The organism is Paraburkholderia sp. 31.1 (assembly GCF_014397645.1).
GTDB lineage: Bacteria > Pseudomonadota > Gammaproteobacteria > Burkholderiales > Burkholderiaceae > Paraburkholderia > Paraburkholderia tuberum.
The window spans coordinates 81057-102684 of the sequence record NZ_VZQN01000028.1 but is presented as its reverse complement, the minus strand read 5'-3'; the positions used below and the strand labels follow the sequence as shown (position 1 = coordinate 102684).

The 21628-nt window shown below is 66.0% G+C and carries 21 protein-coding genes; 8 read left to right on the top strand and 13 right to left on the bottom strand.

All coding sequences use genetic code 11. The annotated features are described in order from the left end of the window. Positions 1-5 precede the first annotated feature (5 nt). The 8 genes from flgF (at position 6) to flgL (ending at position 9180) form a co-directional block, all read left to right on the top strand. Positions 6-764, top strand: coding sequence for a flagellar basal-body rod protein FlgF (gene flgF, locus F6X37_RS22060; RefSeq protein ID WP_090802512.1), 759 nt, complete (start codon positions 6-8; stop codon positions 762-764). A 104-nt stretch (positions 765-868) separates the two neighbouring features. Beyond that, the gene (flgG, locus tag F6X37_RS22055) at positions 869-1657 is read left to right on the top strand and encodes a flagellar basal-body rod protein FlgG (protein WP_187612742.1); all 789 of its coding nucleotides are present in this window, start codon (positions 869-871) and stop codon (positions 1655-1657) included. Between the two features lie 29 nt (positions 1658-1686). Beyond that, a complete protein-coding gene (gene flgH, locus F6X37_RS22050) occupies positions 1687-2385 on the top strand; it encodes a flagellar basal body L-ring protein FlgH (protein ID WP_187612752.1) in 699 nt (232 codons plus the stop codon). Positions 2386-2387: 2 nt separating this feature from the next. Further along, a complete protein-coding gene (locus F6X37_RS22045) occupies positions 2388-3557 on the top strand; it encodes a flagellar basal body P-ring protein FlgI (RefSeq protein ID WP_026225507.1) in 1170 nt (389 codons plus the stop codon). Positions 3558-3569: 12 nt separating this feature from the next. Continuing rightward, positions 3570-4586: a flagellar assembly peptidoglycan hydrolase FlgJ gene (flgJ, locus tag F6X37_RS22040; RefSeq protein ID WP_187612741.1), complete on the top strand. Its 1017-nt coding sequence runs from the start codon at positions 3570-3572 to the stop codon at positions 4584-4586. Between the two features lie 354 nt (positions 4587-4940). Further along, on the top strand, positions 4941-5714 hold the full coding sequence (locus F6X37_RS22035) for a flagellar brake protein (protein WP_184065917.1): 774 nt from the start codon (positions 4941-4943) through the stop codon (positions 5712-5714). A gap of 235 nt (positions 5715-5949) precedes the next feature. Further along, positions 5950-7944 (top strand): flagellar hook-associated protein FlgK, encoded by a 1995-nt coding sequence (flgK, locus tag F6X37_RS22030; RefSeq protein WP_187612740.1) that lies wholly within the window; start codon positions 5950-5952, stop codon positions 7942-7944. 9 nt (positions 7945-7953) lie between these two features. Then, positions 7954-9180, top strand: coding sequence for a flagellar hook-associated protein FlgL (gene flgL, locus F6X37_RS22025; protein WP_187612739.1), 1227 nt, complete (start codon positions 7954-7956; stop codon positions 9178-9180). Between the two features lie 68 nt (positions 9181-9248). On the opposite strand, the gene fliR is transcribed toward flgL, so the two are convergent. The 13 genes from fliR to fliF all read right to left on the bottom strand — a co-directional run bounded on the left by fliR (position 9249) and on the right by fliF (position 21623). Continuing rightward, complete coding sequence (gene fliR, locus F6X37_RS22020; RefSeq protein WP_090802523.1) at positions 9249-10031, bottom strand: flagellar biosynthetic protein FliR; 783 nt, start codon at positions 10029-10031, stop codon at positions 9249-9251. 31 nt (positions 10032-10062) lie between these two features. Next, positions 10063-10332, bottom strand: coding sequence for a flagellar biosynthesis protein FliQ (fliQ, locus tag F6X37_RS22015; RefSeq protein WP_090802525.1), 270 nt, complete (start codon positions 10330-10332; stop codon positions 10063-10065). A gap of 34 nt (positions 10333-10366) precedes the next feature. Further along, positions 10367-11176, bottom strand: coding sequence for a flagellar type III secretion system pore protein FliP (gene fliP, locus F6X37_RS22010; RefSeq protein WP_184065895.1), 810 nt, complete (start codon positions 11174-11176; stop codon positions 10367-10369). Further along, positions 11176-11703, bottom strand: a complete 528-nt coding sequence (fliO, locus tag F6X37_RS22005; RefSeq protein WP_184069739.1) for a flagellar biosynthetic protein FliO — start codon at positions 11701-11703, stop codon at positions 11176-11178. The genes fliP and fliO overlap by 1 nt, the downstream gene beginning before the upstream one ends. Continuing rightward, the gene (gene fliN, locus F6X37_RS22000; RefSeq protein ID WP_090802529.1) at positions 11700-12164 is read right to left on the bottom strand and encodes a flagellar motor switch protein FliN; all 465 of its coding nucleotides are present in this window, start codon (positions 12162-12164) and stop codon (positions 11700-11702) included. The genes fliO and fliN overlap by 4 nt, the downstream gene beginning before the upstream one ends. Further along, entirely contained in the window at positions 12157-13155 is a 999-nt protein-coding gene (gene fliM / locus F6X37_RS21995; RefSeq protein ID WP_018418751.1) for a flagellar motor switch protein FliM, read from the bottom strand. Before fliM ends, fliN begins: the two co-directional genes overlap by 8 nt. A gap of 58 nt (positions 13156-13213) precedes the next feature. After that, positions 13214-13714: a flagellar basal body-associated protein FliL gene (fliL, locus tag F6X37_RS21990; RefSeq protein ID WP_090802533.1), complete on the bottom strand. Its 501-nt coding sequence runs from the start codon at positions 13712-13714 to the stop codon at positions 13214-13216. A 756-nt stretch (positions 13715-14470) separates the two neighbouring features. Continuing rightward, on the bottom strand, positions 14471-16000 hold the full coding sequence (locus F6X37_RS21985) for a flagellar hook-length control protein FliK (RefSeq protein WP_187612738.1): 1530 nt from the start codon (positions 15998-16000) through the stop codon (positions 14471-14473). 61 nt (positions 16001-16061) lie between these two features. Beyond that, positions 16062-16511: a flagellar export protein FliJ gene (gene fliJ / locus F6X37_RS21980; RefSeq protein ID WP_187612737.1), complete on the bottom strand. Its 450-nt coding sequence runs from the start codon at positions 16509-16511 to the stop codon at positions 16062-16064. 17 nt (positions 16512-16528) lie between these two features. Beyond that, positions 16529-18172 carry a flagellar protein export ATPase FliI gene (gene fliI / locus F6X37_RS21975; protein WP_187612736.1) on the bottom strand — a complete coding sequence of 548 codons (1644 nt, stop codon included), beginning with the start codon at positions 18170-18172 and terminating at the stop codon, positions 16529-16531. Next, the gene (gene fliH, locus F6X37_RS21970) at positions 18166-18855 is read right to left on the bottom strand and encodes a flagellar assembly protein FliH (RefSeq protein WP_176078844.1); all 690 of its coding nucleotides are present in this window, start codon (positions 18853-18855) and stop codon (positions 18166-18168) included. Before fliH ends, fliI begins: the two co-directional genes overlap by 7 nt. Then, complete coding sequence (fliG, locus tag F6X37_RS21965; protein WP_187612735.1) at positions 18842-19837, bottom strand: flagellar motor switch protein FliG; 996 nt, start codon at positions 19835-19837, stop codon at positions 18842-18844. Before fliG ends, fliH begins: the two co-directional genes overlap by 14 nt. Beyond that, positions 19827-21623, bottom strand: a complete 1797-nt coding sequence (gene fliF, locus F6X37_RS21960) for a flagellar basal-body MS-ring/collar protein FliF (RefSeq protein WP_187612734.1) — start codon at positions 21621-21623, stop codon at positions 19827-19829. Before fliF ends, fliG begins: the two co-directional genes overlap by 11 nt. Between the last annotated feature and the right edge of the window lie 5 nt (positions 21624-21628).

The window sequence follows — 21628 nt, the reverse complement described above, 5'->3', positions numbered from 1 at the left end:
TCTTCATGGATCGGCTGATCTACACCGCGATGTCGGGCAGCGCGCAGGCGCTCGAACAGCAGGCGATCGTCGCGAACAACCTCGCGAACGCGTCGACCACGGGCTTTCGCGCGCAGCTCGAAACCTACCGCGCCGTGCCGATGTCGTTCGGCGACGGCAGCGCGATCAACGACGACACGACCCGTACCTTCGTGCTGTCGTCGACACCGGGCGCCGACTACACGCCGGGGCCGATCCAGCAGACGGGCAATCCGCTCGACGTCGCGATTCAGGGGCCGGGCTGGCTGTCGGTGCAGACCGCCGACGGCAACGAGGCCTACACGCGCGCGGGCAATCTGCACATCGACGAAAACGGCCAGCTCGTGAACGCGACCAATCAGGTCGTGCTCGGCAACGGCGGGCCGGTATCGGTGCCGCCGGGCGCGCAGATCACGATCGGCAAGGACGGCACGGTGTCGGCATTGACGCCGGGCGATCCGCCCACCGCTGTGGTCACCGTCGATCAGCTGAAGCTGGTCAATCCCGATCCGCAGTCGCTCACGCGCGGCGATGACGGTCTGTTTCGCACCGCCGACGGCAATCCCGCCGACGCCGATCCGACCGTGACGCTCGCGCCGGCGTCGCTCGAAGGCAGCAACGTGAATCCGGTCAGCGCGATGGTCTCGATGATCACCAACGCGCGCCAGTTCCAGATGCAGACGCAGTTGTTGGAAAACGCCGACAAGAACGATCAGTCCGCCAACCAGCTGCTCAGCTTCAGCTAACGGATTGCCGCGGGGCGCCCTACGAGGCGCGCTCCGAGACCGCTTTGCATGGGCCCGGAGCAAGCGCTAAAGCGCCAACTCCGCCCGACATTGGAGAACCATAAGTGAACCGCTCACTGTATATCGCCGCCACCGGCATGAATGCGCAGCAGGCGCAGATGGACGTGATCTCGAACAACCTCGCGAACGTCAGCACCAACGGCTTCAAGGGCTCGCGCGCGGTGTTCGAGGATCTGCTGTACCAGACCATCCGCCAGCCGGGCGCGAACTCGACGCAGCAAACCGAACTGCCGTCCGGCATCCAGCTCGGCACCGGCGTGCAACAGGTCGCGACCGAGCGTCTGTACACGCAGGGCAACCTGCAGCAGACCGGCAACTCGAAGGACGTCGCGATCAACGGCGGGGGCTTCTTCCAGGTGCAGATGCCCGACGGCACGACCGCCTACACGCGCGACGGCTCGTTCCAGACCAACGCGCAGGGTCAGCTCGTCACGTCGAGCGGCTACCAGGTGATTCCGGCGATCACGATCCCGACCAATGCCACCTCGCTGACGATCGGCAGCGACGGCGCGGTGTCGATCACCGTGGCCAACTCGAGCAATACGCAGCAGCTCGGCACGATGCAGCTCGCGACCTTCATCAACCCGGCCGGCCTCGACGCCAAGGGCGAGAACCTGTTCTCGGAGACGGCGTCGTCGGGTGCGCCGAACGTGTCGCAGCCGGGTCTGAACGGCGCGGGCACGCTCAACCAGGGTTACGTGGAAGCGTCGAACGTGAACGTCGTGCAGGAACTGGTGAACATGATCCAGACGCAGCGCGCGTACGAAATCAACAGCAAGGCCGTGACGACCTCCGACCAGATGCTGCAGACCTTGAGCCAGATGCAGGTTTGAGGACTGGAAATTTAAGGCGGTAAACGATGATGTCGCACTCCACTCGCACTCCGGTTCATTCGCGCACGGCCGAGGCGCTCGTGCAGCTCGCGCTGCTCGCCGCGCTCGGCGGCTGCGCCCAACTGCCGAGGGAACCTATCACCCAGCAGCCGATGAACGCGGTGCCGCCGCTGCCGCCGCAGGCGCAGGCGCCGGGCTCGATCTACAACCCGGGCTACGCGGGTCGGCCGCTGTTCGAAGACCAGCGGCCACGCAACGTAGGCGACATCATCACGATCGTGATCGCCGAGAACATCAACGCGACGAAGAACTCGGGCGCGAATGCGAGCCGCAACGGCAGCACGAACTTCAGCGTGCCGACCGCGGGCTTTCTCGGCGGCCTGTTCGCCAAGACCAACCTGAACGCGACCGGCGCCAACGGCTTTGCCGGCACCGGCGGCGCGAACGCGTCGAATACGTTCAACGGCACGATCACCGTGACCGTGACCGGCGTGCAGGCGAACGGCAACCTGATCGTGAGCGGTGAGAAACAGATGCTGATCAATCAGGGCAATGAATTCGTGCGCTTTTCCGGTGTCGTGAATCCCAACACGATTTCGAGTCTGAACGCCGTGTACTCAACCCAGGTCGCCGACGCGAAAATCGAATACTCCGCGAAGGGTTACATCAACGAAGCGGAGAGCATGGGCTGGCTGCAGCGGTTCTTCCTCAACGTGGCGCCGTGGTGATCATGGGTACCGTCTTCAACACGCTGTCGCGCGCGGGCCGCGCACTGATGTTCGTCGCGCTCGCCTGCGCGGCGCTGCCGGCCGCGACGCCGGCGCACGCGGAGCGCCTGAAGGACCTCGTGCAGATCCAGGGCGTGCGCGACAACCCGCTGATCGGCTACGGCCTCGTGGTCGGCCTCGACGGCACCGGCGACCAGACCACGCAGACACCGTTCACGACGCAGACGCTCGCGAACATGCTCGCGAACCTCGGCATCTCGATCAACAACCAGGCGGCGGGCTCCAGCAACTCGCAGTCGTCGCTGTCGAACATCCAGTTGAAGAACGTCGCCGCGGTGATGGTGACCGCGGTGCTGCCGCCGTTCGCGCGGCCGGGCGAAGCGATCGACATCACGGTGTCGTCGCTCGGCAATGCGAAAAGCCTGCGCGGCGGCACGCTGCTGCTCACGCCGCTGAAGGGCGCCGACGGCCAGGTGTATGCGCTCGGCCAGGGCAACGTCGCCGTGGGCGGCGCGGGCGCGAGCGCGAACGGCAGCAGGGTGCAGGTCAACCAGCTCGCCGCAGGGCGCATCACCAGCGGCGCGATCGTCGAGCGCTCGGTGCCGACGGCGGTGTCGCAGGCGGGCACCATGCAGCTCGACCTGAACGACATGGACTACGACACCACGCAGCGCGTCGTCGCGGCGATCGACAACGCGTTCGGCAGCGGCACCGCGACCGCGCTCGACGGCCGCACGATCCAGCTGCGCGCGCCGGCCGATCCGCAGCAGCAGGTCTCGTTCATGGCGCAATTGCAGAACCTCGAAGTGCGGCCCGGGCAGGCCGCCGCGAAGGTCATCCTGAACGCCCGCACCGGCTCGATCGTGATGAACCAGATGGTCACGCTGCAGAACTGCGCGGTCGCGCACGGCAATCTGTCGGTCGTGATCAATACGCAGCCGGTGGTGAGTCAGCCGGGCGCGTTCTCGAACGGCCGCACGGTGGTCGCGCAGCAGTCGCAGATCCAGATGAAGCAGGACAACGGCTCGCTGAAACTCGTGAACGCCGGTGCGAACCTCGCCGAAGTGGTGAAGGCGCTCAACGCGCTCGGCGCGACGCCCGCGGATCTGATGTCGATCCTGCAGGCCATGAAAGCAGCCGGCGCATTGCGCGCCGACCTTGAAATCATCTAAGGAGCACGCGAGATGAATTCCGATACGACCAATAGCGCCAACTCCGCCAACGATCTGACCAGCCGGTTCGCGCTCGACGTGCAGGGCTTCGGCGCACTCAGCGCGCAGGCGAAGGCCTCGCCGCAAGCCGGCATGAAGATGGCCGCGCAGCAGTTCGACGCCGTGTTCACGCAGATGATGTTGAAGAGCATGCGCGATGCAACGCCGCAGGACGGTCCGTTCGATTCGCACGACACGGCGACGTTCACGTCGATGATGGATCAGCAGATGGCGCAGCAGCTGTCGAAGAAGGGCATCGGCGTCGCCGACGCGATGCTCAAGCAGCTGATGCGCAACCAGGGCATGCAGGTGGGTGGCGCGAACGGCGCGGGCGCGGCGGGTGGTCTCGCCGGCATGGCCAACGCGCTCGGCGGCGGTAGCGGCGGCGGTAGCGACGGCGATGAAGGCCAGAGCGCGGCGCTCAACGCGCTCGCGCGTGCCTACGGCAACGCCCAGGCCAACGGTCAGCTCGGGCTCGGCCGCGCCTACTCGGCCAATAGCGCGCTGACGCCGCCGGTGCGCGGCGACGGCAGCTCGTCGAAGGTCGACGCCTTCGTCGACAAGCTCGCCACGCCGGCGCAGGCCGCGAGCGCGGCGACCGGCATTCCGGCGCGCTTCATCATCGGTCAGGCCGCGCTCGAATCGGGCTGGGGCAAGAGCGAGATCAAGAAGGCCGACGGCTCGACGAGCCACAACGTGTTCGGCATCAAGGCGGGCAACGACTGGACCGGCAAGACCGTGTCGACGGTCACGACCGAGTACGTGAACGGCAAGCCGCAGCGCACGGTCGAGAAATTCCGCGCGTACGACTCGTACCAGGAGGCGATGGCCGATTACGCGGGCATGTTGAAGAGCAATCCGCGTTACGCGCAGGTGATCAATTCGTCGCGCGACGTGAACGGTTTTGCGAACGGCATGCAGCGCGCCGGTTATGCAACCGATCCGCATTACGCGAAAAAGCTGCTGTCGATCATGCAGAAAATGGGCTGATTAAAAATAACGCACGCGACGGGCATTAAAGCGGTTTTAAAGGTGTCGGTAAAAGCGGCGATAAAGGCAGCAGCAAAACCGGCATCGGTAAAAAGCTCCGCAGGGTCCGGGGCGAGCAAGGTCGCGGAAAATAGGGCAGATACGCTTTTAACGTTTGCGCGAAATTTTCCGGCGAATATTTAAATTGAGCCCCTAAATTTTGGCTCGATGCTGCCGCTAACGAGTTAGACCCGATACCGGAATAGCGCTGTAAGGTCCGGTCGAACGCGTGTGTTGCGGCTTTGCATGAAGACCCTCAGAGTCCATGGCTAGGCCCTGGCACGTGCCCGCAAGAACATGCTTACCGGCAAGCCCATGGATATGAACCAGTCGAACGGCCTGACTGACACGAACGGTCAGCCGCACGTCCCGCAAAACGAGAGCGCTTCCGATTTCGGCCGCCGCAATCCGCTGGAAATCGGCGTGCAGCTGCGCAACATCGTCAATCGCGGCGATTTCCTCACCGTCGAATATGCGGGCGGGCAGATCGTCACGCGCCTGCTCGACGTCGACGTGCGCGAGCGCACCTTCACCTTCGATTGGGGCGCGCTTGCCGATCAGAACAAGGGGCTGCTCAACGCACCGCGCTGCCAGTTCCACGCGTCGCCCGACGGCGTGCGCGTCGAGTTCACGACCCCGACGCCACGCGAGACGCGCTTCGAGGGAATGCCGGCGTTCGAGGCCGACTTCCCCGAGGTGCTGTTCTACGTGCAGCGCCGCGAGTACTTCCGCGTCGCCGCGCCGATTCTCGACCCGTTCATGTGTACGGGCCGCCTGCCCGAGGGCGACACGTTCCGCTTCGAGGTGCACGACCTGTCGCTCGGCGGCGTCGGGATGCGCACGACCGACCTGCGCGTCGCCGCGCTGCCGATGGGCGCGCGCCTGATGGACTGCGAGCTCACGCTCGGCGCGCTCGGCCGTCTGTCGCTCGATCTGCAGCTCGTGTCGCATCGCTCGCTCGCGCTGCCGAACGGCACACAGCGCTATCAGCTCGGCTTCCGTTTCCTGTCGCTGCCGGGCAGCGCGGAAAACACGCTGCAGCGGCTGATCACGCAGCTCGAAATGAAGCGCCGCTCGCTGGCGCGCTGAGCGGCGAGCCAACGCGCGGTGCCGTGCGCGCGACGCCCGGCACCGCGCGAACGTTTTGGCCGACGAAGCAAACGCTGCACTCGCGTCGGAGGCAACAGCGCGGCAACGTCGCGCAAACATCGCGGCGAGCGCAAACGAAGTGGAATGGCCCTCAATTTTTCGCACGTCGGGCCGTTAAAGAGGATGTTCCACTAACGCGGTGGCATGTCTGCGATGCCGCCCTTCAGGATGACGCATGTCCAGCAATCTGTTGAATATCGGCCTTAGCGGACTCAACGCGGCCCAATGGGGTTTGACGACGACTGGTGAGAACATCAGCAACGCGTCGACACCCGGCTATACGATGGAAACCCCGGTGTATTCGGAGACGGGCGGCACGTATACCGGCTCCGGCTACCTGCCGATGGGCGTCTCCACCGACACCGTGACGCGCGCGTACAGCCAGTACCTGACGACCCAGCTGAACAACGCGCAGTCGTCGAGCAGCGCGCTCACCGCGTACAACACGATGATCACCCAGCTCAACAACCTCGTCGGCAGTCCGACCGCCGGGATTGCGAGCGCGATCAGCGGTTACTTCACGGGGCTGCAGAACGTCGCCAACAACGCGTCGAGCGTGTCGGCGCGGCAGACCGCGGTCAGCGACGCGCAGACGCTCGCGAACCAGATCAACGCGGCGGGCCAGCAGTACGACCAGTTGCGCTCGAGCGTCAACACGCAGCTGAGCAACTCTGTTGCGCAGATCAACACCTACACCGCGCAGATCGCGTCGCTGAATACGCAGATCACGCAGGCGAGCAACCAGGGCCAGCCGCCGAACCAGCTGCTCGACGAACGCGACCAGGCGGTGTCGAACCTGTCCCAGCTGATCGGCGTGTCGGTCGTGCAGGACAACGGCAGCTATAGCCTGTTCATGTCGAGCGGACAGCCGCTCGTGCTGGCCGGCAACAGCTTCAATCTCGGCACGGCGACTTCGTCGGGTGATCCGAGCGAGCTGTCGGTCCAGTATCTCGGCCAGGCCGGGGCAAAGCCGACACCGACGCCGCAGACGCTGTCCGACACGAGCGTGTCCGGCGGCACGCTGGGCGGACTGCTGCAATTCCGCTCGCAAACGCTCGATCCGGCCGAGGCGCAACTCGGCGCGATCGCGACCAGCTTCGCCGCGCAGGTCAATGCGCAGAACGAACTCGGCCTGACGCTGAACGGCACCGCGGGCGGCGCGCTGTTCACGGTCGGCTCGCCGACCGTGTACGCGAACTCGCAGAACACCGGCAACGCTACGCTCGGTGTCTCGTTCGCCGACGCGACCCAGCCGACCACGGGCGACTACACGCTGTCGTACGACGGCAGCACCTACACGCTGACCGACAACCAGACCGGCAGCATAGTCGGTTCGGCGGCGAACCTGACCAACCCGATCGGCGGCCTGCAGTTCTCGGTCGCGAGCGGCACGATGAAGGCCGGCGACTCGTTCTCGGTCGAACCGACCCGCGGCGCGCTCGACGGCTTCGCGCTGACCACCACGTCGGCGTCGGCAATCGCGGCCGCGGCGCCGGTGCTCGCGTCGGCGTCGACGTCGAACACCGGCACCGGGACGATCACGCAAGGCACGGTATCTGCCGGCTACAGCGCGCCGACCAGCACCTCGACGATCACTTACACCGCGGGCACCGGCCTGACCGGCTTCCCGGTCGGCACGGTGGTGACAGTCGCCGGCTCGCCGTCCACGCAGTACACGATCAGCTCGGCGACGACCGCGGTGCCATACTCGCCGAGCTCGGGCGCGACGCTGACGATCACCAACCCGAGCAATTCGGCGAGCGCGGGCGTGATGAACAACGTGACGGTCACGATCAGCGGCACGCCCGCCAACGGCGACTCGTTCACGATCGGACCGAACACCGGCGCGACCAACGACGGCCGCAACGCGCAACTGCTGTCGAACCTGACTTCGGCGCAGGCGCTCGACGGCGGCACCTCGACGCTGACGGGCGCGTACGCGAGCTACGTCAACAACATCGGCAACCAGACCACGCAGATCCAGACCTCGGCGACCGCGCAAAGCACGCTCGTCACGCAGATCACGTCGGCGCAGCAGTCGGTGTCGGGCGTCAATATCAATGAGGAAGCGGCCAACCTGCTTCAGTACCAGCAGCTCTATCAGGCCAACAGCAAGGTCATCCAGACGGCGCAGACGCTGTTCCAGACTTTGCTTGGCATCTTCTCGTAAGGCGGAACCATGCGAATTTCGACCCAGCAGTACTTCAGCATGAACGTCGCGAACATGAGCAATCAGCAGGCTCAGTTGTCGCAGATCTATCAGGAAATCTCGAGCGGCCAGAGCCTGACCACGCCCGCCGACAATCCGCTCGGCGCCGCGCAGGCCGTGCAGCTCAGCTCGACGGCGTCCGCGCTGTCGCAGTACGCGACGAACCAGAACGCGGCGCTCACGTCGTTGCAGGCCGAGGACTCGACGCTCTCCACCGTCATCACGACGTTGCAAAGCGCGAACACGTTAGGCCTGCGCGCCGGCGACGGCAGTTTGAACGACGCCGACCGCACGGCGATCGCCGCGCAGCTGACCGCCCTGCGCGACCAGCTCGTCACCTCCGCGAATGCGAGCGACAGCTCGGGCAATGCGCTGTTCGCCGGTTTCCAGAATTCGACCCAGGCCTTCACGACCGATGCGGCCGGCAACGTCACCTATACGGGCGACACGGGCACGCGCACCGTGCAGGTCACCGGCAGCAACGCGGTCTCGACCGGTGACAATGGGCTGTCGGTGTTCATGAGCGTCGGCGCGACCAACGCGCAGCCGATCGCCTCGGGCGACCCGGCCAATACCGGCAGCGGCGTGATCGGCGCGGTGTCGGTCAAGGATCCGACCAACGCGGGGAACGCGGACTCGTACCAGATCCAGTTCAGCGGCAGCGGCAGCTCGCTCACCTACACGGTCACTGACACGACGACCGGCGTCGCGGGCACGGCGCAGCCGTACACGGCGGGCTCGGACATCACGATCGCGGGCCAGACCGTCGAAATCACAGGCACGCCGGCGGCCAACGACAAATTCACGGTGCAGCCGGCCAACCAGGCGGGCACCAACGTGTTCGCGAACCTGAACGCGATGATCGCCGCGCTCCAGCAGCCGGTGAGCGGCAACCCCGCGGCCTCGGCGAACCTGCAGAACGCGTTGAATACGGGCCTGTCGCAGCTTGGCAACACGCTGAACAACGTCACCGCGGTGCAGGCATCGGTCGGCGGCCGCGAGCAGGAAGTCAAGGCGCTGCAAACGGTTACGGAGACCAACTCACTGCAAACGCAAAGCGATCTCGCGGACCTGACCCAGACCGACATGGTCTCGACGATCAGCAAGTACTCGATGGAGCAGGCGGCCTTGCAGGCTTCGCAGCAAGCGTTCGTGCAGATCCAGAACATGTCGCTGTTCCAGTACATCAACAGCTGATGCCGCTCCCGGCGGCGCAATAAAGAAACCGGCGCGAGCCGGTTTTTTTATGTCCGCGATTTTCGGCGTTATCCCAGCGCCGCCGCGACCCGTCCCATCTCATCGATGCCGTTATCGAACAAGCGCACGAAGAACGGGATCATGTTCGGCAGCATCAGCTGCACGAGCAGCAGGCCGACCAGCATCGTCAGCGGAAAGCCGATCTGGAACACGCCGATCTGCGGCGCCGCGCGATTGAGAATGCCGAGCGCGAGGTTCGCGATCAGCAGTGCGACGACGACCGGCAACGCGAGCAGCAGCCCCGCCGAGAAGATCGAGCCGCCCCAGTTCGCGAGCGTTTGCCAACCGTGCGGCGCGAGCAGGTTAGCCGACACCGGCACCGACTGGAACGTCGTCACGAGCGCGGCGATCATCTGCAGATGACCGTCGACGGCGAGAAACACCAGCGTCGCGATCGTCGTCATGTAGCGTGAGATCACGACGCCCGAGCCGGTCGCCTGCTGGTCGAAGAAGGTCGCGAAGCCAAGGCCCATGCCGAGGCCGATGAAGTAGCCGGTCGCGTCGATCGCCTGGAACACGACCTGCATCGTCACGCCGAGCGCGATGCCGATCAGGAACTGGTTGACGAGAATCCACACGCCCGCCGCGGAAAACACGGTGACCTGCGGCAGCGCGCCGATCGTCGGGGCGACGATGATCGTCGCGAACGCGGCGAGACCGATTTTCACGCGCGAGGGCAGCGACATGTTGCCGAGCACCGGCGCGGTCGCGATCAGCGCGGCGATGCGCGCGAACGGCCACAGGAACGCGGTCAGCCAGACGTTCAGTTGCGCGTAGGTGACCGTGAACATGGAGTGGGGAGGGCAGGCGTGCCAGCGGCGCTCAGTTGACGAGCGTCGGAATGCTGGTGATCGTGTGGCGCAGATAGTCGAGCATCGTGGTCAGCATCCATGGTCCGGCGATCACCAGCGTGAGCGCGATCGCGAGCAGCTTCGGGATGAACGACAGCGTGCTTTCGTTGATCTGCGTGGCCGCCTGGAACAGGCTCACGACCAGACCGACGACGAGCGCGACGAGCAGCAGCGGGGCGGCCAGCACGAGGCCGACGTACATGGCCTGGTGGGCCAGCGTCATGACTGCTTCGGGTGTCATCGTGAGTGCCTGAGGAACAAGGAGTCAAAAAATATCAGACGAAGCTCTGCGCGAGCGAGCCGAGCAGCAACTGCCAGCCGTCGACGAGCACGAACAGCATCAGTTTGAACGGCAGCGAAATCGTCGCCGGCGACACCATCATCATGCCCATCGACATCAGCACGCTCGCGACCACCATGTCGATGATCAGGAACGGAATGAAGATCGTGAAGCCGATCGTGAAGCCGGTCTTCAACTCGCTCGTCACGAACGACGGCACCAGCAGCGACAGCGGCACGTCTTCGGGCCCCTGCATCGGCGCCGCGTGCGAGATGCGCGCGAACAGCGCAAGGTCGCTTTCGCGGGTCTGACGCAGCATGAAGGTCTTGAACGGCGCGACGCCGCGCGCCACCGCCTGATCCATCGACATCGTGCCTTCGGAGAACGGCTTGTAACCTTCGTTATAGGCTTTATCGAGCACCGGCGACATCACGAACAGCGTCAGAAACAGCGCGAGACCGACGACCACCTGGTTCGGCGGCGTCGTGGTCGTGCCGAGCGCCTGGCGCAGCAGCGACAACACGATCACGATGCGCGTGAAGCTCGTCATCATCAGCACCATCGCGGGCAGGAACGACAGCATCGTGAGCAGCAGCATCGTCTGCACGCTCAGCGAGTAGGTGGTGCCGCCGTTGGGGCCGGGGCTCGTCGTGAACGCCGGCAGGCCGGCGGTTTGCGCGAAAGACAGCGTCGGCAGCGCGAACAGCAGTGCCGGCAGCGCGAGTTGAAGCGCTGCGGGGAGCGCCCGCCCCGCACGGCGCGTAAGCGCGAAGAACCAGGCTGACTGCCTGAAACTGACCTGCATTACCGATCCCCGCCGCGGTGCGCGTTGAAACGTTTGCCCACTTCGCCCTTCAGGGCGTCGCGAAAGCGTTGACCAAAAGTGCCGGAAAGCGGTGCTGGCGAAGCGGCAACCGTATCGGCCGCGACGGAACCCGCCGGCATCGTATGCAGCAGCCGCACGTTGCCGGGCGCGGCGCCGAGCACGAGCCACGTATCGCCGATCTCGACGACCGCGACGCGTTCCTTGCCACCGAGCGAAGCGCCGCCGACCGTCTTCACAAGACCGCCGCGCTGGCCCGGTTGCAGGCCGAAGCGTCGGGCGAGCCATGCGCAGCCGAACACGAGGCCGATCACGACCGCGAGCCCGACGAAGGTTTGCAGGACCGCGCCGACGCCGAGCGCCGGCACCGCGCTACCCGCGCCGACACCGGAGGCGATCTTCGCGGCGTTGTTGACCGCGTTCATGTCGGCGGCGTGCGCGACGGTGGACGCGACGGTGGACGCGAAAAGCGACGCGAGCAGCACGCCGCGACCTGCCAAACGTTTCATCGATTGAGTTTCCGGATGCGTTCGGACGGCGTGATGATGTCGGTCAGCCGGATACCGAACTTGTCGTTGACGACCACCACCTCGCCCTGCGCGATCAGGCAGCCGTTGACGAGCACGTCCATCGGCTCGCCGGCCATGCCGTCGAGTTCGACGACCGAGCCCTGCGCGAGCTGCAGCAGATTACGGATCGCGATCTTGGTGCGGCCGAGTTCGACCGTCATCTGGACGGGAATGTCCAGGATCATGTCGATATCGTTGTGCGTCGAGGTCGGCGCGGCCTTCGACAGCGGCTGGAACACGGCGCCCGCGGCCGGGTTGATTTCGTCGTTGCCGTTCTGCTCGGCGAGCGCGCTTGCCCAGTCGGCCATCGCCGCGTCGTCTTCCACGGCGGACAGCTCGCCGGCGGCGAGTTGCTCGGCTGCCGCGAGATCGGTCTCGGGCTTTGCGTTCAGGTCACTCATATCCACCTTCCTTCATCGTGTCGGCTGCGCTGATCATCTTCTGGACCCGCAACGCGTACTGACCATTGAAAATTCCGTAGCCGCATTCCATCACCGGCACGCCGTCTACTTTCGCGGTGATGTGCTCGGGGATGTTGATCGGCAGAACATCGCCTTTGCGCATGTTCAGGATCTGTTCGAACGTGACCGGCACCTGCGCGAGATCGGCGCTCAGTTGCACTTCGGCGGCCTGCACCTGCTGCGACAGCACGCGTACCCAGCGTCGGTCGACGTCCACCGCCTCGCCCTGGATCGGCGACGAGAGAATGTCGCGGATCGGCTCGATCATCGAGTAGGGCATGCAGATGTGCAGCGTGCCGCCCGTCGAGCCGAACTCGATCGAGAACTGCGTGACGATGACGATTTCGTTCGGCGTCGCGACGTTGGCGAACTGCGTGTGCATTTCCGAGCGCACGTATTCGAACTGCAGCGGACGCACGCTCTTCCACGACGCCGCGTAGTGCTCGAACGTCAGATTGAGCAGCTTCGTGATGATGCGCTGCTCGGTCTGCGTGAAATCGCGTCCTTCGACGCGCGTATGGAAACGGCCGTCGCCGCCGAACAGGTTGTCGACCACGAAGAACACGAGGTTCGGATCGAACACGAACAGCGACGTGCCGCGCAGCGGCTTCACGTGGACCAGGTTCAGGTTGGTCGGGATCGGCAGGTTGCGCGTGAACTCGCTGTACTTCTGCACCTTCACCGGGCCGACGGAAATTTCCGCCGAGCGCCGCATGAAGTTGAAAATGCCGACGCGCAACAGGCGCGCGAAGCGGTCGTTGATGATTTCGAGGCCCGGCATCCGGCCACGGACGATACGTTCCTGCGTCGCGATGTTGTACGGCCGCACGCCCGTGCGGTCGTTTTGCTCGGATTCCGTGTCGGATTCGCCGGTGACGCCCTTCAGAAGGGCATCGACCTCCTCCTGGGACATGAACTCTTCGTGGCCCATTGCTTATTCCTCGTGCGTCCCTTGGCGATTGATGATGGCAGCGCTTGACAACGTCACGTCACTGCACGACGAATTCGGTGAACAGCACGTCCTGCACGCGGATCGGTGCGGCGCCCTTGTCAATCGGCTCGGTGATCAGCGTCTTCAGCTCTTCGGCGAGCGCGCGCTTGCCTTCGAGCGGCGCGAGTTCTTCGGGGTGCTTGTTCGACAGGGCGAGCAGGATGCGGCTGCGCACTTCCGGCATGTGATCGGTGAGCGCCTGCTGGGTGGCGGCATCGCCGAGCTTGAGCGTGAGGCCGATGCGCAGGAAGTGTTGCTGGCCGTCGTCCGATTGCAGGTTGACGGTCATCGATTCGAGCGGGAAGAACAGCGGCACGGCGGATTGCGCCGGCGCGGCTTCGGCCGATACGGCGACGGGTGCGCGCTTCGACATGAAGAACCACACGCCGGCACCGGCAGCGCCCGCGGCGATCAGCGCAATGAGGACGATCAGGATGATGCGCTTCATGGGGCCCGGCGAGGCGGGCGCGGCTTGTTGCGGGGCGGTCGTGGTTGCCATTTGGTTTGCCAGCTTGTTGCTGGCCTAGTAAGGGTTAGGGTGATTGTTGTTGATTTGCCTGCGGCGCTATGGGTCGAAAAGAAGGGCTATTTCTGGCTATTTCTGGCTGTTTCTGGTTTTTGGGGTTTTTTTTGTCGTTGTTCTGGCTTTGTTGGCCTTTCCTTGCTGACTTATCGGTCTATTAGCGTTGCCCCTGTGCGGGGCGGCACCTACTTTCTTTGCTGCTGCAAAGAAAGTAGGCAAAGAAGACAGCTAAAACCGCCAACTCTTAAGCGGGTTCCTCGGTCCGCGTGAGGTAGTGGTGCATCTGGAATCCGTGCTCCCGCACATTCCGCGCTAGTGACAAGGCAGTCATTCTTCCGGCGGCGCTACGCGCGCCGAAACCCCGCTCAAAAACCACTGGTTGTTTCGGCGCGTCGCCGAGGCGCAGCCGACGGCCCCCGCTGCGCGGGCCAAACCATTGGTTTCCCTGGCAGACCCGTCCGCGACGCACGCAGTGCGGAGTGGGAGGGATGATGGCTTTGTCACGAACGGGGGAATGTGCGGGGGCCCGGATTCCAGATGCACCACTACCCCCTCCAAGCCAGGGGACCCGCTTAAGAGTTTGCGGTTTTAGCTGTCTTCTTTGCCTACTTTCTTTGCAGCAGCAAAGAAAGTAGGTGCCGCCCCGCACAGGGGCAACGCTAATAGACCGATAAGTCAGCAAGGAAAGGCCAACAAAGCCAGAACAACGACAAAAAAGCGCCCCGCCTCGCTTCAGGCAAACGTATCGACCAATCCAACCTGCTGCCGCACGGCAACATTCCCGATGGCATCGCTGGAACTGTCCCCTGCAAGGGCGCCCCCACCACCACTGCCCCTCTTCCCATTCCCCCCACCCGCGCCAGCGCTCTGCTGTTGTTGCCCGCTCTGCCGCGCAAACCCATCACTCACACTCGCGCTGCCGAGCCCAATCCCATTCGACTCCATCGCCTCGCGAAGCTTCGGCAACGCCGCCTCGACCGCCTCCCGCACCGACTGGTGCTGCGAAACGAACAGCGCATGCGCATGGTTATCCGCCACCTGCAACACGACCTGCAACGGCCCCAGATCCTTCGGATTGAGCGTCAGCTCAGCACTCTGCGAATGCGCATTCGACAAAAACACCACCTTCTGGCTCAGCGCGTCTTCCCAGTCGCTCGTGCCGACCTGCGGCGTCAACGCATTCGCGGCGGCGGCCGCGCTCGCATTGCCCGTACTCTGCGCTGCCGCCGTCGTGCTCGCGGCGTTCGCTGCCGCCTGCGTCGCGGCCAGCGCGGCGTTCGCCGCCTCGGACGCGCTGCGCGCCGATGCGAGGTTGTCCGCCTGGCCGCTCGTCGCGGCCGCGGCGCTCAACGCGTCGGCGGCCGACTTCGCTGCCGGCGGATCGGCCAGCGCGGTCGCGGCGGCCGTCGCCGTCGACGTCGTGTGGGTCGTCGAGGCGCCCTTGCCGTTGCCGAACAGGCCGCCCGCGAGCGTCTTGTCGTCCGACGTGCCGTTCAGGCCGTTTTTCGTGCTGCCCAAGCCGCCCGCCGCGCTCGACACGCTCGCGGCTTTTGCGGCCGCGCCGGCAGCGAGCGCGGCCGCGGGCACCGCGCCCTGGCCGCTCGACAGCGCGGACAGCGCACGCTGCAACGCATCCTGCAGCGACTTCGGATCGACCGCGCCTTTCCTGCTTGCCGCGGTGGCCGCGAGCGCGCTCGTGGCCGTGCCGGCCAGCGCGCTCGCCGCATCGGCGGCGGAGCTCGCGGCATCGGTCGTGGTGGTGGCGTTCGAGTCGGCGTTGTTGGCGACGACCTGTGCCTGCGCTTGCGCCTGAGCCTGGGCGGCAGCCGCAGCGGCGGCGAGCGCGCCAGCGTCGGTTTGCGCCTTGGTGTCTTTCTGCCTGGCTTGCGTCGCGGTCGTCTGGCTGTTCGATGCCTGCTGCGTCGGTGTCGTCGACGGCGTGGACGACGGCGATGACGCGCTGCTGCTCGCTGTGCCGTTGCCGTTCTGGCTGCCGCTCGCGCTCTGCTGCGAGGAAGCGGGAGCGGACGTGGAAGCGGAAGCGGGCGGCGGCGCACTGGGCGCGCTCGGCGCCGAGGCTTGCGACGCCGTCGCTGAACTGGTCTGCTGTTGATTCGCGCTGTTCTGCTGGTCGATGCTTTGCTGCAAGGTCTGCGCGAACGGGCTCGAGCCCGCGGCGTTCGCGGACGCGCTGCTCGACCCATTGCCGCTCGTGTCGAGCAGCGTGCTCAGTTGGGAGCCGATCTGTGAAAGAAGCGACATAAAGAATCCTGTGAATCGGTCGAACGGGTGTGCCGTAGGGCGTTAGCCGCGAGGCAAGGCCTCATGCGCCGTCGGCTCGCATGCGCAGACTCCGCGCCGCAAATTCGTCGGCGTCGCGCTGTTCGCGCCGCGCCGTAACCTTCGCCTCGGCCGCCTCGCCGCGCGCCTGCAGCACTTCGTACGAGCCGAGCTTCTGCTTGTGGCGCTGCCAGTCGGGCTTCGCCGCCTCGAGGCGCGCGCTCGCCGCCGCCAGCAGGCTGCGCTGCTGCTCGATCGCGGCATCGAGCGTGTCGATGAACGCCTGGAAGTTGCGCATGTTGCCGGCCGGCATGCCCGACTGCGCGCTCTCCATGAAGCGTGCGTAGTATTCGTCGCGGTACTGCACGAGCGCATCGAGTTGCGCCTGTACGTCGTTGCGCTCGCGCTGCGCGCGGCCGAGCCGCTGCGCGGCGGTGTCCACGTCGTCCTGCGCGAGACCGATCAGCGTCTTGATCGGAAAATGTTTCGACATCGTCAGCCTCCTCGGCCCTAGGCAAACAGCGCGTTCAGCATGTCGATGCTCGGCTGGAAGTTCGCGCACTCGCGAAAGCCTTGCTGCAGGAACGCTTCCATCCGCGGATACAGCGCGATCGAGCGATCGAGCACCGCGTCGCGCCCGCTCGAATACGCGCCGACGTTGATCAGATCGCGGTTGCGCTGATAGCGCGACAGCATCTGCTTGAACATACGCGTTTTATTCAGATGGTTATCGTCGATCAGCGCGGTCATTGCCCGGCTAATCGACGCTTCGATATCGATCGCAGGGTAGTGGCCGGCTTCGGCGAGCGAGCGCGACAGCACGATGTGGCCGTCGAGAATCGCGCGCGCCGAGTCGGCGATCGGGTCCTGCTGGTCGTCGCCTTCGGTGAGCACCGTGTAGAACGCGGTGATCGAGCCGCCGCCCGCCGGTCCGTTGCCGGTGCGCTCGACGAGCGCCGGCAGCTTCGCGAACACCGACGGCGGATACCCCTTGGTCGCGGGCGGCTCGCCGATCGCGAGCGCGATCTCGCGCTGCGCCATCGCGTAACGGGTCAGCGAATCCATTAGCAGCAGCACGTGCTTGCCCTGGTCGCGGAAGTATTCGGCGAGCGAGGTCGAGTACGCGGCGGCCTGCATCCGCAACAGCGGCGACACGTCGGCCGGCGCGGCGATCACGACCGAGCGCGCCAACCCTTCCTCGCCGAGAATCTGTTCGATGAACTCCTTCACTTCGCGGCCACGTTCGCCGATCAGGCCGATCACGATCACCTCGGCGCTGGTGTAGCGCGCCATCGTGCCGAGCAGCACCGATTTACCGACGCCCGAACCCGCGAACAGCCCCATCCGTTGACCACGACCGACGGTCAACAGCGAGTTGATCGCGCGCACGCCGACGTCGAGCACCTTGTGAATCGGCTCGCGATTGAGCGGATTGATGACCGGCGCGGACAGCGGCGCGTCCCTTTGCGTGCCGAGCGGTCCGAGCCCGTCGAGCGGACGGCCGGATGCGTCGAGCACGCGGCCGAGCAATTCCCAGCCGACCGGTAGACGCTTCGCGCCCGCGAGCGGGTCGGCGATCGGCGCGCTTTCGAGCGGAAAGACCCGCGCGCCGGGCAACAGGCCGATCACTTCGGTGGTCGGCATCAGGAACAGCTTGTCGCCGGAGAAGCCGACCACTTCGGCTTCGGCCATCGGCAGCGAACTGCCGGGCGGCAACTCGATCATCACTTCGGCGCCGACCGACAGACGCAGGCCGACCGCTTCGAGCACGAGACCGGCCGCGCGTGTGAGACGCCCGCACGCGCGCAGCGGCTTCGCGATGGCGTTGCGCGCGCGCAGCGCGTCGAGCTGGCCGCGCCATGCCTGCATGTGGGGATTGATGTCGAGCGCGGGATCGTAGGACGGCGCGTGCGCAGCGTGAGCGGCGCAAGCACTGCGCGCGACGTGGTCCGTCGCGGCGGACTCGCGGCTCGCCGCCGCGCCTGTCGCCGGATGTGCGCTCGCAGGAGCGTGCCATGCCGCATCCGGGGGCTCCGGAATACCGGCCGACTCGACATCGGCCAGCGCCTCGGCGCCGAACGACGCCAACGCGAGCTCGCGTTCGAGCGGCGTCAGATCGCTCGCGCGGATCTCGTCGAGCGTCGGCTTCACCACGTGCTCACCTTGCCGAGCGCGGCTGCGACGCGCTGCCAGCGCGTGTCGATGCCCGCGTCGACCTCGCCGGTGCCGGCCTGCGCGCGGCAACCGCCACGCTCCACCGATGCATCGGTGCGCACGGTCCAGCCGCGCGTTTGCAATTCATCGAGCAGATACGCCTCGACGACCGGCAGATCGGCGGGACTCACGATCAGCGCCGGTGCGCCGGCAAGCGCGGGCTCGGCCGCGAGGACCTCGCGCGCGGCCGCGATCAGTGCGGTCGGGTCGTGCTGCACGTGCTGGCGCACGACCTGCTGCGCGATGTCGAGCGCGAGTGCGATCAGCGTTTCGGAGATCGCGTGCTGCGCGCCATCGAGCGCGCTCTTGAAGGTTTCGGCGAGCGCGGCGAGCCGCATCGCTTCCTCGCGCGCCTCGGTCTGGCCTTGCGCGAAACCCTGCGCGTGCCCCTGGTCATAGCCCGCCTGATAGCCGAGCGCCTGGCCGGCCACATGACCGGACGCGACGCCCTGTGCATGCGCGGCTTCGCGGCGGTGCTCGAGTTCGGCTTCGAACGCGCGCTCGTCGAACTCGGGTTCGGCCGGCGGCGGCGCCGGCGGAGCCGGGTCGAACGACGCCATCTCCCAGCGCTGGTAGGCCGAGAGGCTTTCCTTTGCCGGGGCGTTCGGATCAGACATAGGCATCTTCCGCCTTGCCGCCTAGAACGATCTGCCCGCTCTCGGCCAGGTTGCGCACGATCTGCAGGATGCGGCGCTGCTGCGTCTCGACTTCGGACACGCGTACCGGGCCGCGCGCGTCGAGGTCTTCGGCGAGCAACTCGGCCGCGCGCTGCGACATGTTCGACAGGAACTTCTGACGCAGCGCGGGCGCCGCGCCCTTCAGCGAGATGATCAGCGCTTCGGATTCGACTTCCTTCAGCAGCAGCTGGATCGCGCGGTCTTCGAGCTCGAGCAGGTTCTCGAACACGAACATCTGGTCGATGATCTTCTGCGCGAGCTCGGCGTCGTACTGGCGCACGTTTTCGATGACGCCTTCCTCGTGGTTGCTCGACATGAAGTTCAGAATCTCGGCGGCCGTGCGGATACCGCCCATCGGGCTGCGCTTCAGGTTGTCGCTGCCGGACAAGAGGCCGGTCAGCACGTCGTCGAGCTCGCGCAGCGCGGCCGGCTGGATGCCGTCGAGCGTCGCGATCCGCAGCAGCACGTCGTTGCGCAGCCGGTCCGTGAAACAGCCGACGATCTCCGAAGCCTGATCGCGGTCCAGATGCACGAGGATCGTCGCAATGATCTGCGGATGCTCGTTCTTGATCAGTTCCGCGACCGCCGCCGAGTCCATCCACTTCAGGCCTTCGATGCCGCTCGTGTCGCTGCCCTGCAGGATCCGGTCGATGATCGCGCCGGCCTTGTCGTCGCCGAGCGCCTTGGTCAGCACCGAGCGGATGTAATCGCTCGAATCGAGCGACATGCCCGTGTGCTGCTCGGCCTCGCGCACGAACTCCTGCAGCACCTCGTCGACCTGTTCGCGGGTGACGTTCTTCAGCGCCGCCATCGCGACGCCGATTTTCTGAACCTCACGGGGGCCCAGAAACTTGAACACCTGCGCCGCCTCTTCCTCGCCGATCGACATCAGCAGCAGCGCGCTCTTCACTACGCCTTCAGCGCTCATCGGACACCCAGTTCTTGACGACGGTTGCTACGATCTTCGGATCCTGACGCGCGATGCTGCGCGCGAACTCCAGGTTCCGCTCGTATTTGTGCTTCGCGTTTTCGAGCGCGAGCTGCTCGCTATCCGCTTCGATTTCGACCACCGCGCCATCGCGCTCCTCGGCCGGGATGCCGTCGAGCAGCACCGGTTCGTCGGGCGCCATCAGCGCGGCAACCGGCTCGGGCGGCGGCGGGAAGGCGCGGCGCAGCGCCGGCTTCACCATCACGAAGTAGAGGAACAGGGCCACCGCGCCGATGCCGAGGTACGTCGCGATCTGCTTGTACAGCGCGAGCATGTCGGGCGTGCGCCACCACGGCAGGTCGGCGTTCGGGTCGAGCTCGGTGGTAAACGCGCTGTTGACCACGTTGACCGAGTCGCCGCGCGACGCGTCGAAGCCCATCGCGTCCTTCACGAGCTGGGTGATCTGCGCGAGCTTGTCGGCGCTGACCGGCTGCATCGTCACGTGACCCTTCGGATCGACGACCCGCAGATAATTGACGACCACCGCGACCGACAGCCGGCGGATGCCGCCCATCGGCTGGTCGACGTGGCGCACGGTCTTGTCGAGCTCGTAGTTGGTGGTCGAATCCTTGCGGTCGCTGACCGGCGTCGTGGTGACCGAGCTCGCGCCGTTGCCGGCCACGATCGGCGCGGAGGCCGGTTGCGGCGGCTGGTTCGACAGCGCGCCCGGCACGCCCGAGGCGCCGCCCTGCGACATTTCGGTGGCGCTGCTCTGCTGCCGGCTGCGGATCGCGGCCTGCTGCGGATTGCCGTTCGGGCCGTAGTTCTCGGAGGTCTGCTCGCTGTGCGAGAAGTCGATGTCGGCGCTGACCTGCGAGCGCGCGTTGCCGGCGCCGAACAGCGGCGCGAGGATCGTGTCGATGCGCTGCTGGGTGTTGCGCTCGATCTGCTGGCGGAACTTCAGCTGGGTCGCGTCGAGTCCGCTGCCATTGGTGGGCTGCGTGAGCAGGTTGCCGTCCTGGTCGAGGATCGTCACGCCGCGCACCGGCATTTCCGGCACCGCCGAGGCCACCATGTGCGTAATCGCGACGACCTGCCCTTCGTCGAGCACGCGGCCCGGGTACAGGTTCACGAGCACCGCCGCCGACGGCGCTTCCTTGTCGCGCACGAACACGCTCGGCTTCGGAATCGCGAGATGCACGCGCGCCGATTTGACGCTCGAGATCGCTTCGATCGTGCGTTCGAGTTCGCCTTCGAGCGCGCGCTGATAGTTGATCTGCTCGTCGAACTGGCTGATGCCGAATTTCTGGTTGTCCATCAGCTCGAAGCCGACCGAGCCACTCTTCGGCAGCCCCTGCGATGCGAGGCGCAGGCGCATCTCGTGGACCTGCTCGGCCGGCACGAGGATCGCGCTGCCGCTTTCGGACAGCTTGTACGGAATATTGGCCTGCTGCAGCGCGGTGATGATCGAGCCGCCGTCGCGGTCGGACAGATTGCTGTAGAGCACCTTGTAGCTGGGCGCGCGCGACCACAGGAACAGGCCGGCGACGACCGCCACCAGCAGCGCGACCGCGAACACGAGCGGCGCGCGCGGGTTGCCGCGCATCTGCGCGAGTCCGGACAGACGCTGGCCGAAATTGCCGCCGATACCTCCCAGGCCGCCGAGGCCACCGAGGTCGGCCATGCCGCCGGCCTGGCCGCTACCGGCCTGACCGGCAGCGGGCTGCGCGCCGGCGAGCCCCATACGGGCGTCGGGGTTGATCAACGAGTTGGCTGACGAATCCATGCGTC

Bases quoted from the DNA above. Each gene is read 5' to 3' on its own strand.
- flgK (WP_187612740.1), top strand. From the start codon at position 5,950: ATGTCCAGCAATCTGTTGAATATCGGCCTTAGCGGACTCAACGCGGCC.
- F6X37_RS22035 (WP_184065917.1), top strand. From the start codon at position 4,941: ATGGATATGAACCAGTCGAACGGCCTGACTGACACGAACGGTCAGCCG.
- fliQ (WP_090802525.1), bottom strand. From the start codon at position 10,332: ATGACACCCGAAGCAGTCATGACGCTGGCCCACCAGGCCATGTACGTC.
- fliN (WP_090802529.1), bottom strand. From the start codon at position 12,164: ATGAGTGACCTGAACGCAAAGCCCGAGACCGATCTCGCGGCAGCCGAG.
- F6X37_RS22045 (WP_026225507.1), top strand. From the start codon at position 2,388: ATGGGTACCGTCTTCAACACGCTGTCGCGCGCGGGCCGCGCACTGATG.
- fliH (WP_176078844.1), bottom strand. From the start codon at position 18,855: ATGCCTATGTCTGATCCGAACGCCCCGGCAAAGGAAAGCCTCTCGGCC.
- flgF (WP_090802512.1), top strand. From the start codon at position 6: ATGGATCGGCTGATCTACACCGCGATGTCGGGCAGCGCGCAGGCGCTC.
- fliF (WP_187612734.1), bottom strand. From the start codon at position 21,623: ATGGATTCGTCAGCCAACTCGTTGATCAACCCCGACGCCCGTATGGGG.
- fliO (WP_184069739.1), bottom strand. From the start codon at position 11,703: ATGAAACGTTTGGCAGGTCGCGGCGTGCTGCTCGCGTCGCTTTTCGCG.
- flgH (WP_187612752.1), top strand. From the start codon at position 1,687: ATGTCGCACTCCACTCGCACTCCGGTTCATTCGCGCACGGCCGAGGCG.
- F6X37_RS21985 (WP_187612738.1), bottom strand. From the start codon at position 16,000: ATGTCGCTTCTTTCACAGATCGGCTCCCAACTGAGCACGCTGCTCGAC.
- fliR (WP_090802523.1), bottom strand. From the start codon at position 10,031: ATGTTCACGGTCACCTACGCGCAACTGAACGTCTGGCTGACCGCGTTC.
- fliP (WP_184065895.1), bottom strand. From the start codon at position 11,176: ATGCAGGTCAGTTTCAGGCAGTCAGCCTGGTTCTTCGCGCTTACGCGC.
- fliJ (WP_187612737.1), bottom strand. From the start codon at position 16,511: ATGTCGAAACATTTTCCGATCAAGACGCTGATCGGTCTCGCGCAGGAC.
- flgJ (WP_187612741.1), top strand. From the start codon at position 3,570: ATGAATTCCGATACGACCAATAGCGCCAACTCCGCCAACGATCTGACC.
- flgL (WP_187612739.1), top strand. From the start codon at position 7,954: ATGCGAATTTCGACCCAGCAGTACTTCAGCATGAACGTCGCGAACATG.
- fliM (WP_018418751.1), bottom strand. From the start codon at position 13,155: ATGGGCCACGAAGAGTTCATGTCCCAGGAGGAGGTCGATGCCCTTCTG.
- fliL (WP_090802533.1), bottom strand. From the start codon at position 13,714: ATGGCAACCACGACCGCCCCGCAACAAGCCGCGCCCGCCTCGCCGGGC.
- fliG (WP_187612735.1), bottom strand. From the start codon at position 19,837: ATGAGCGCTGAAGGCGTAGTGAAGAGCGCGCTGCTGCTGATGTCGATC.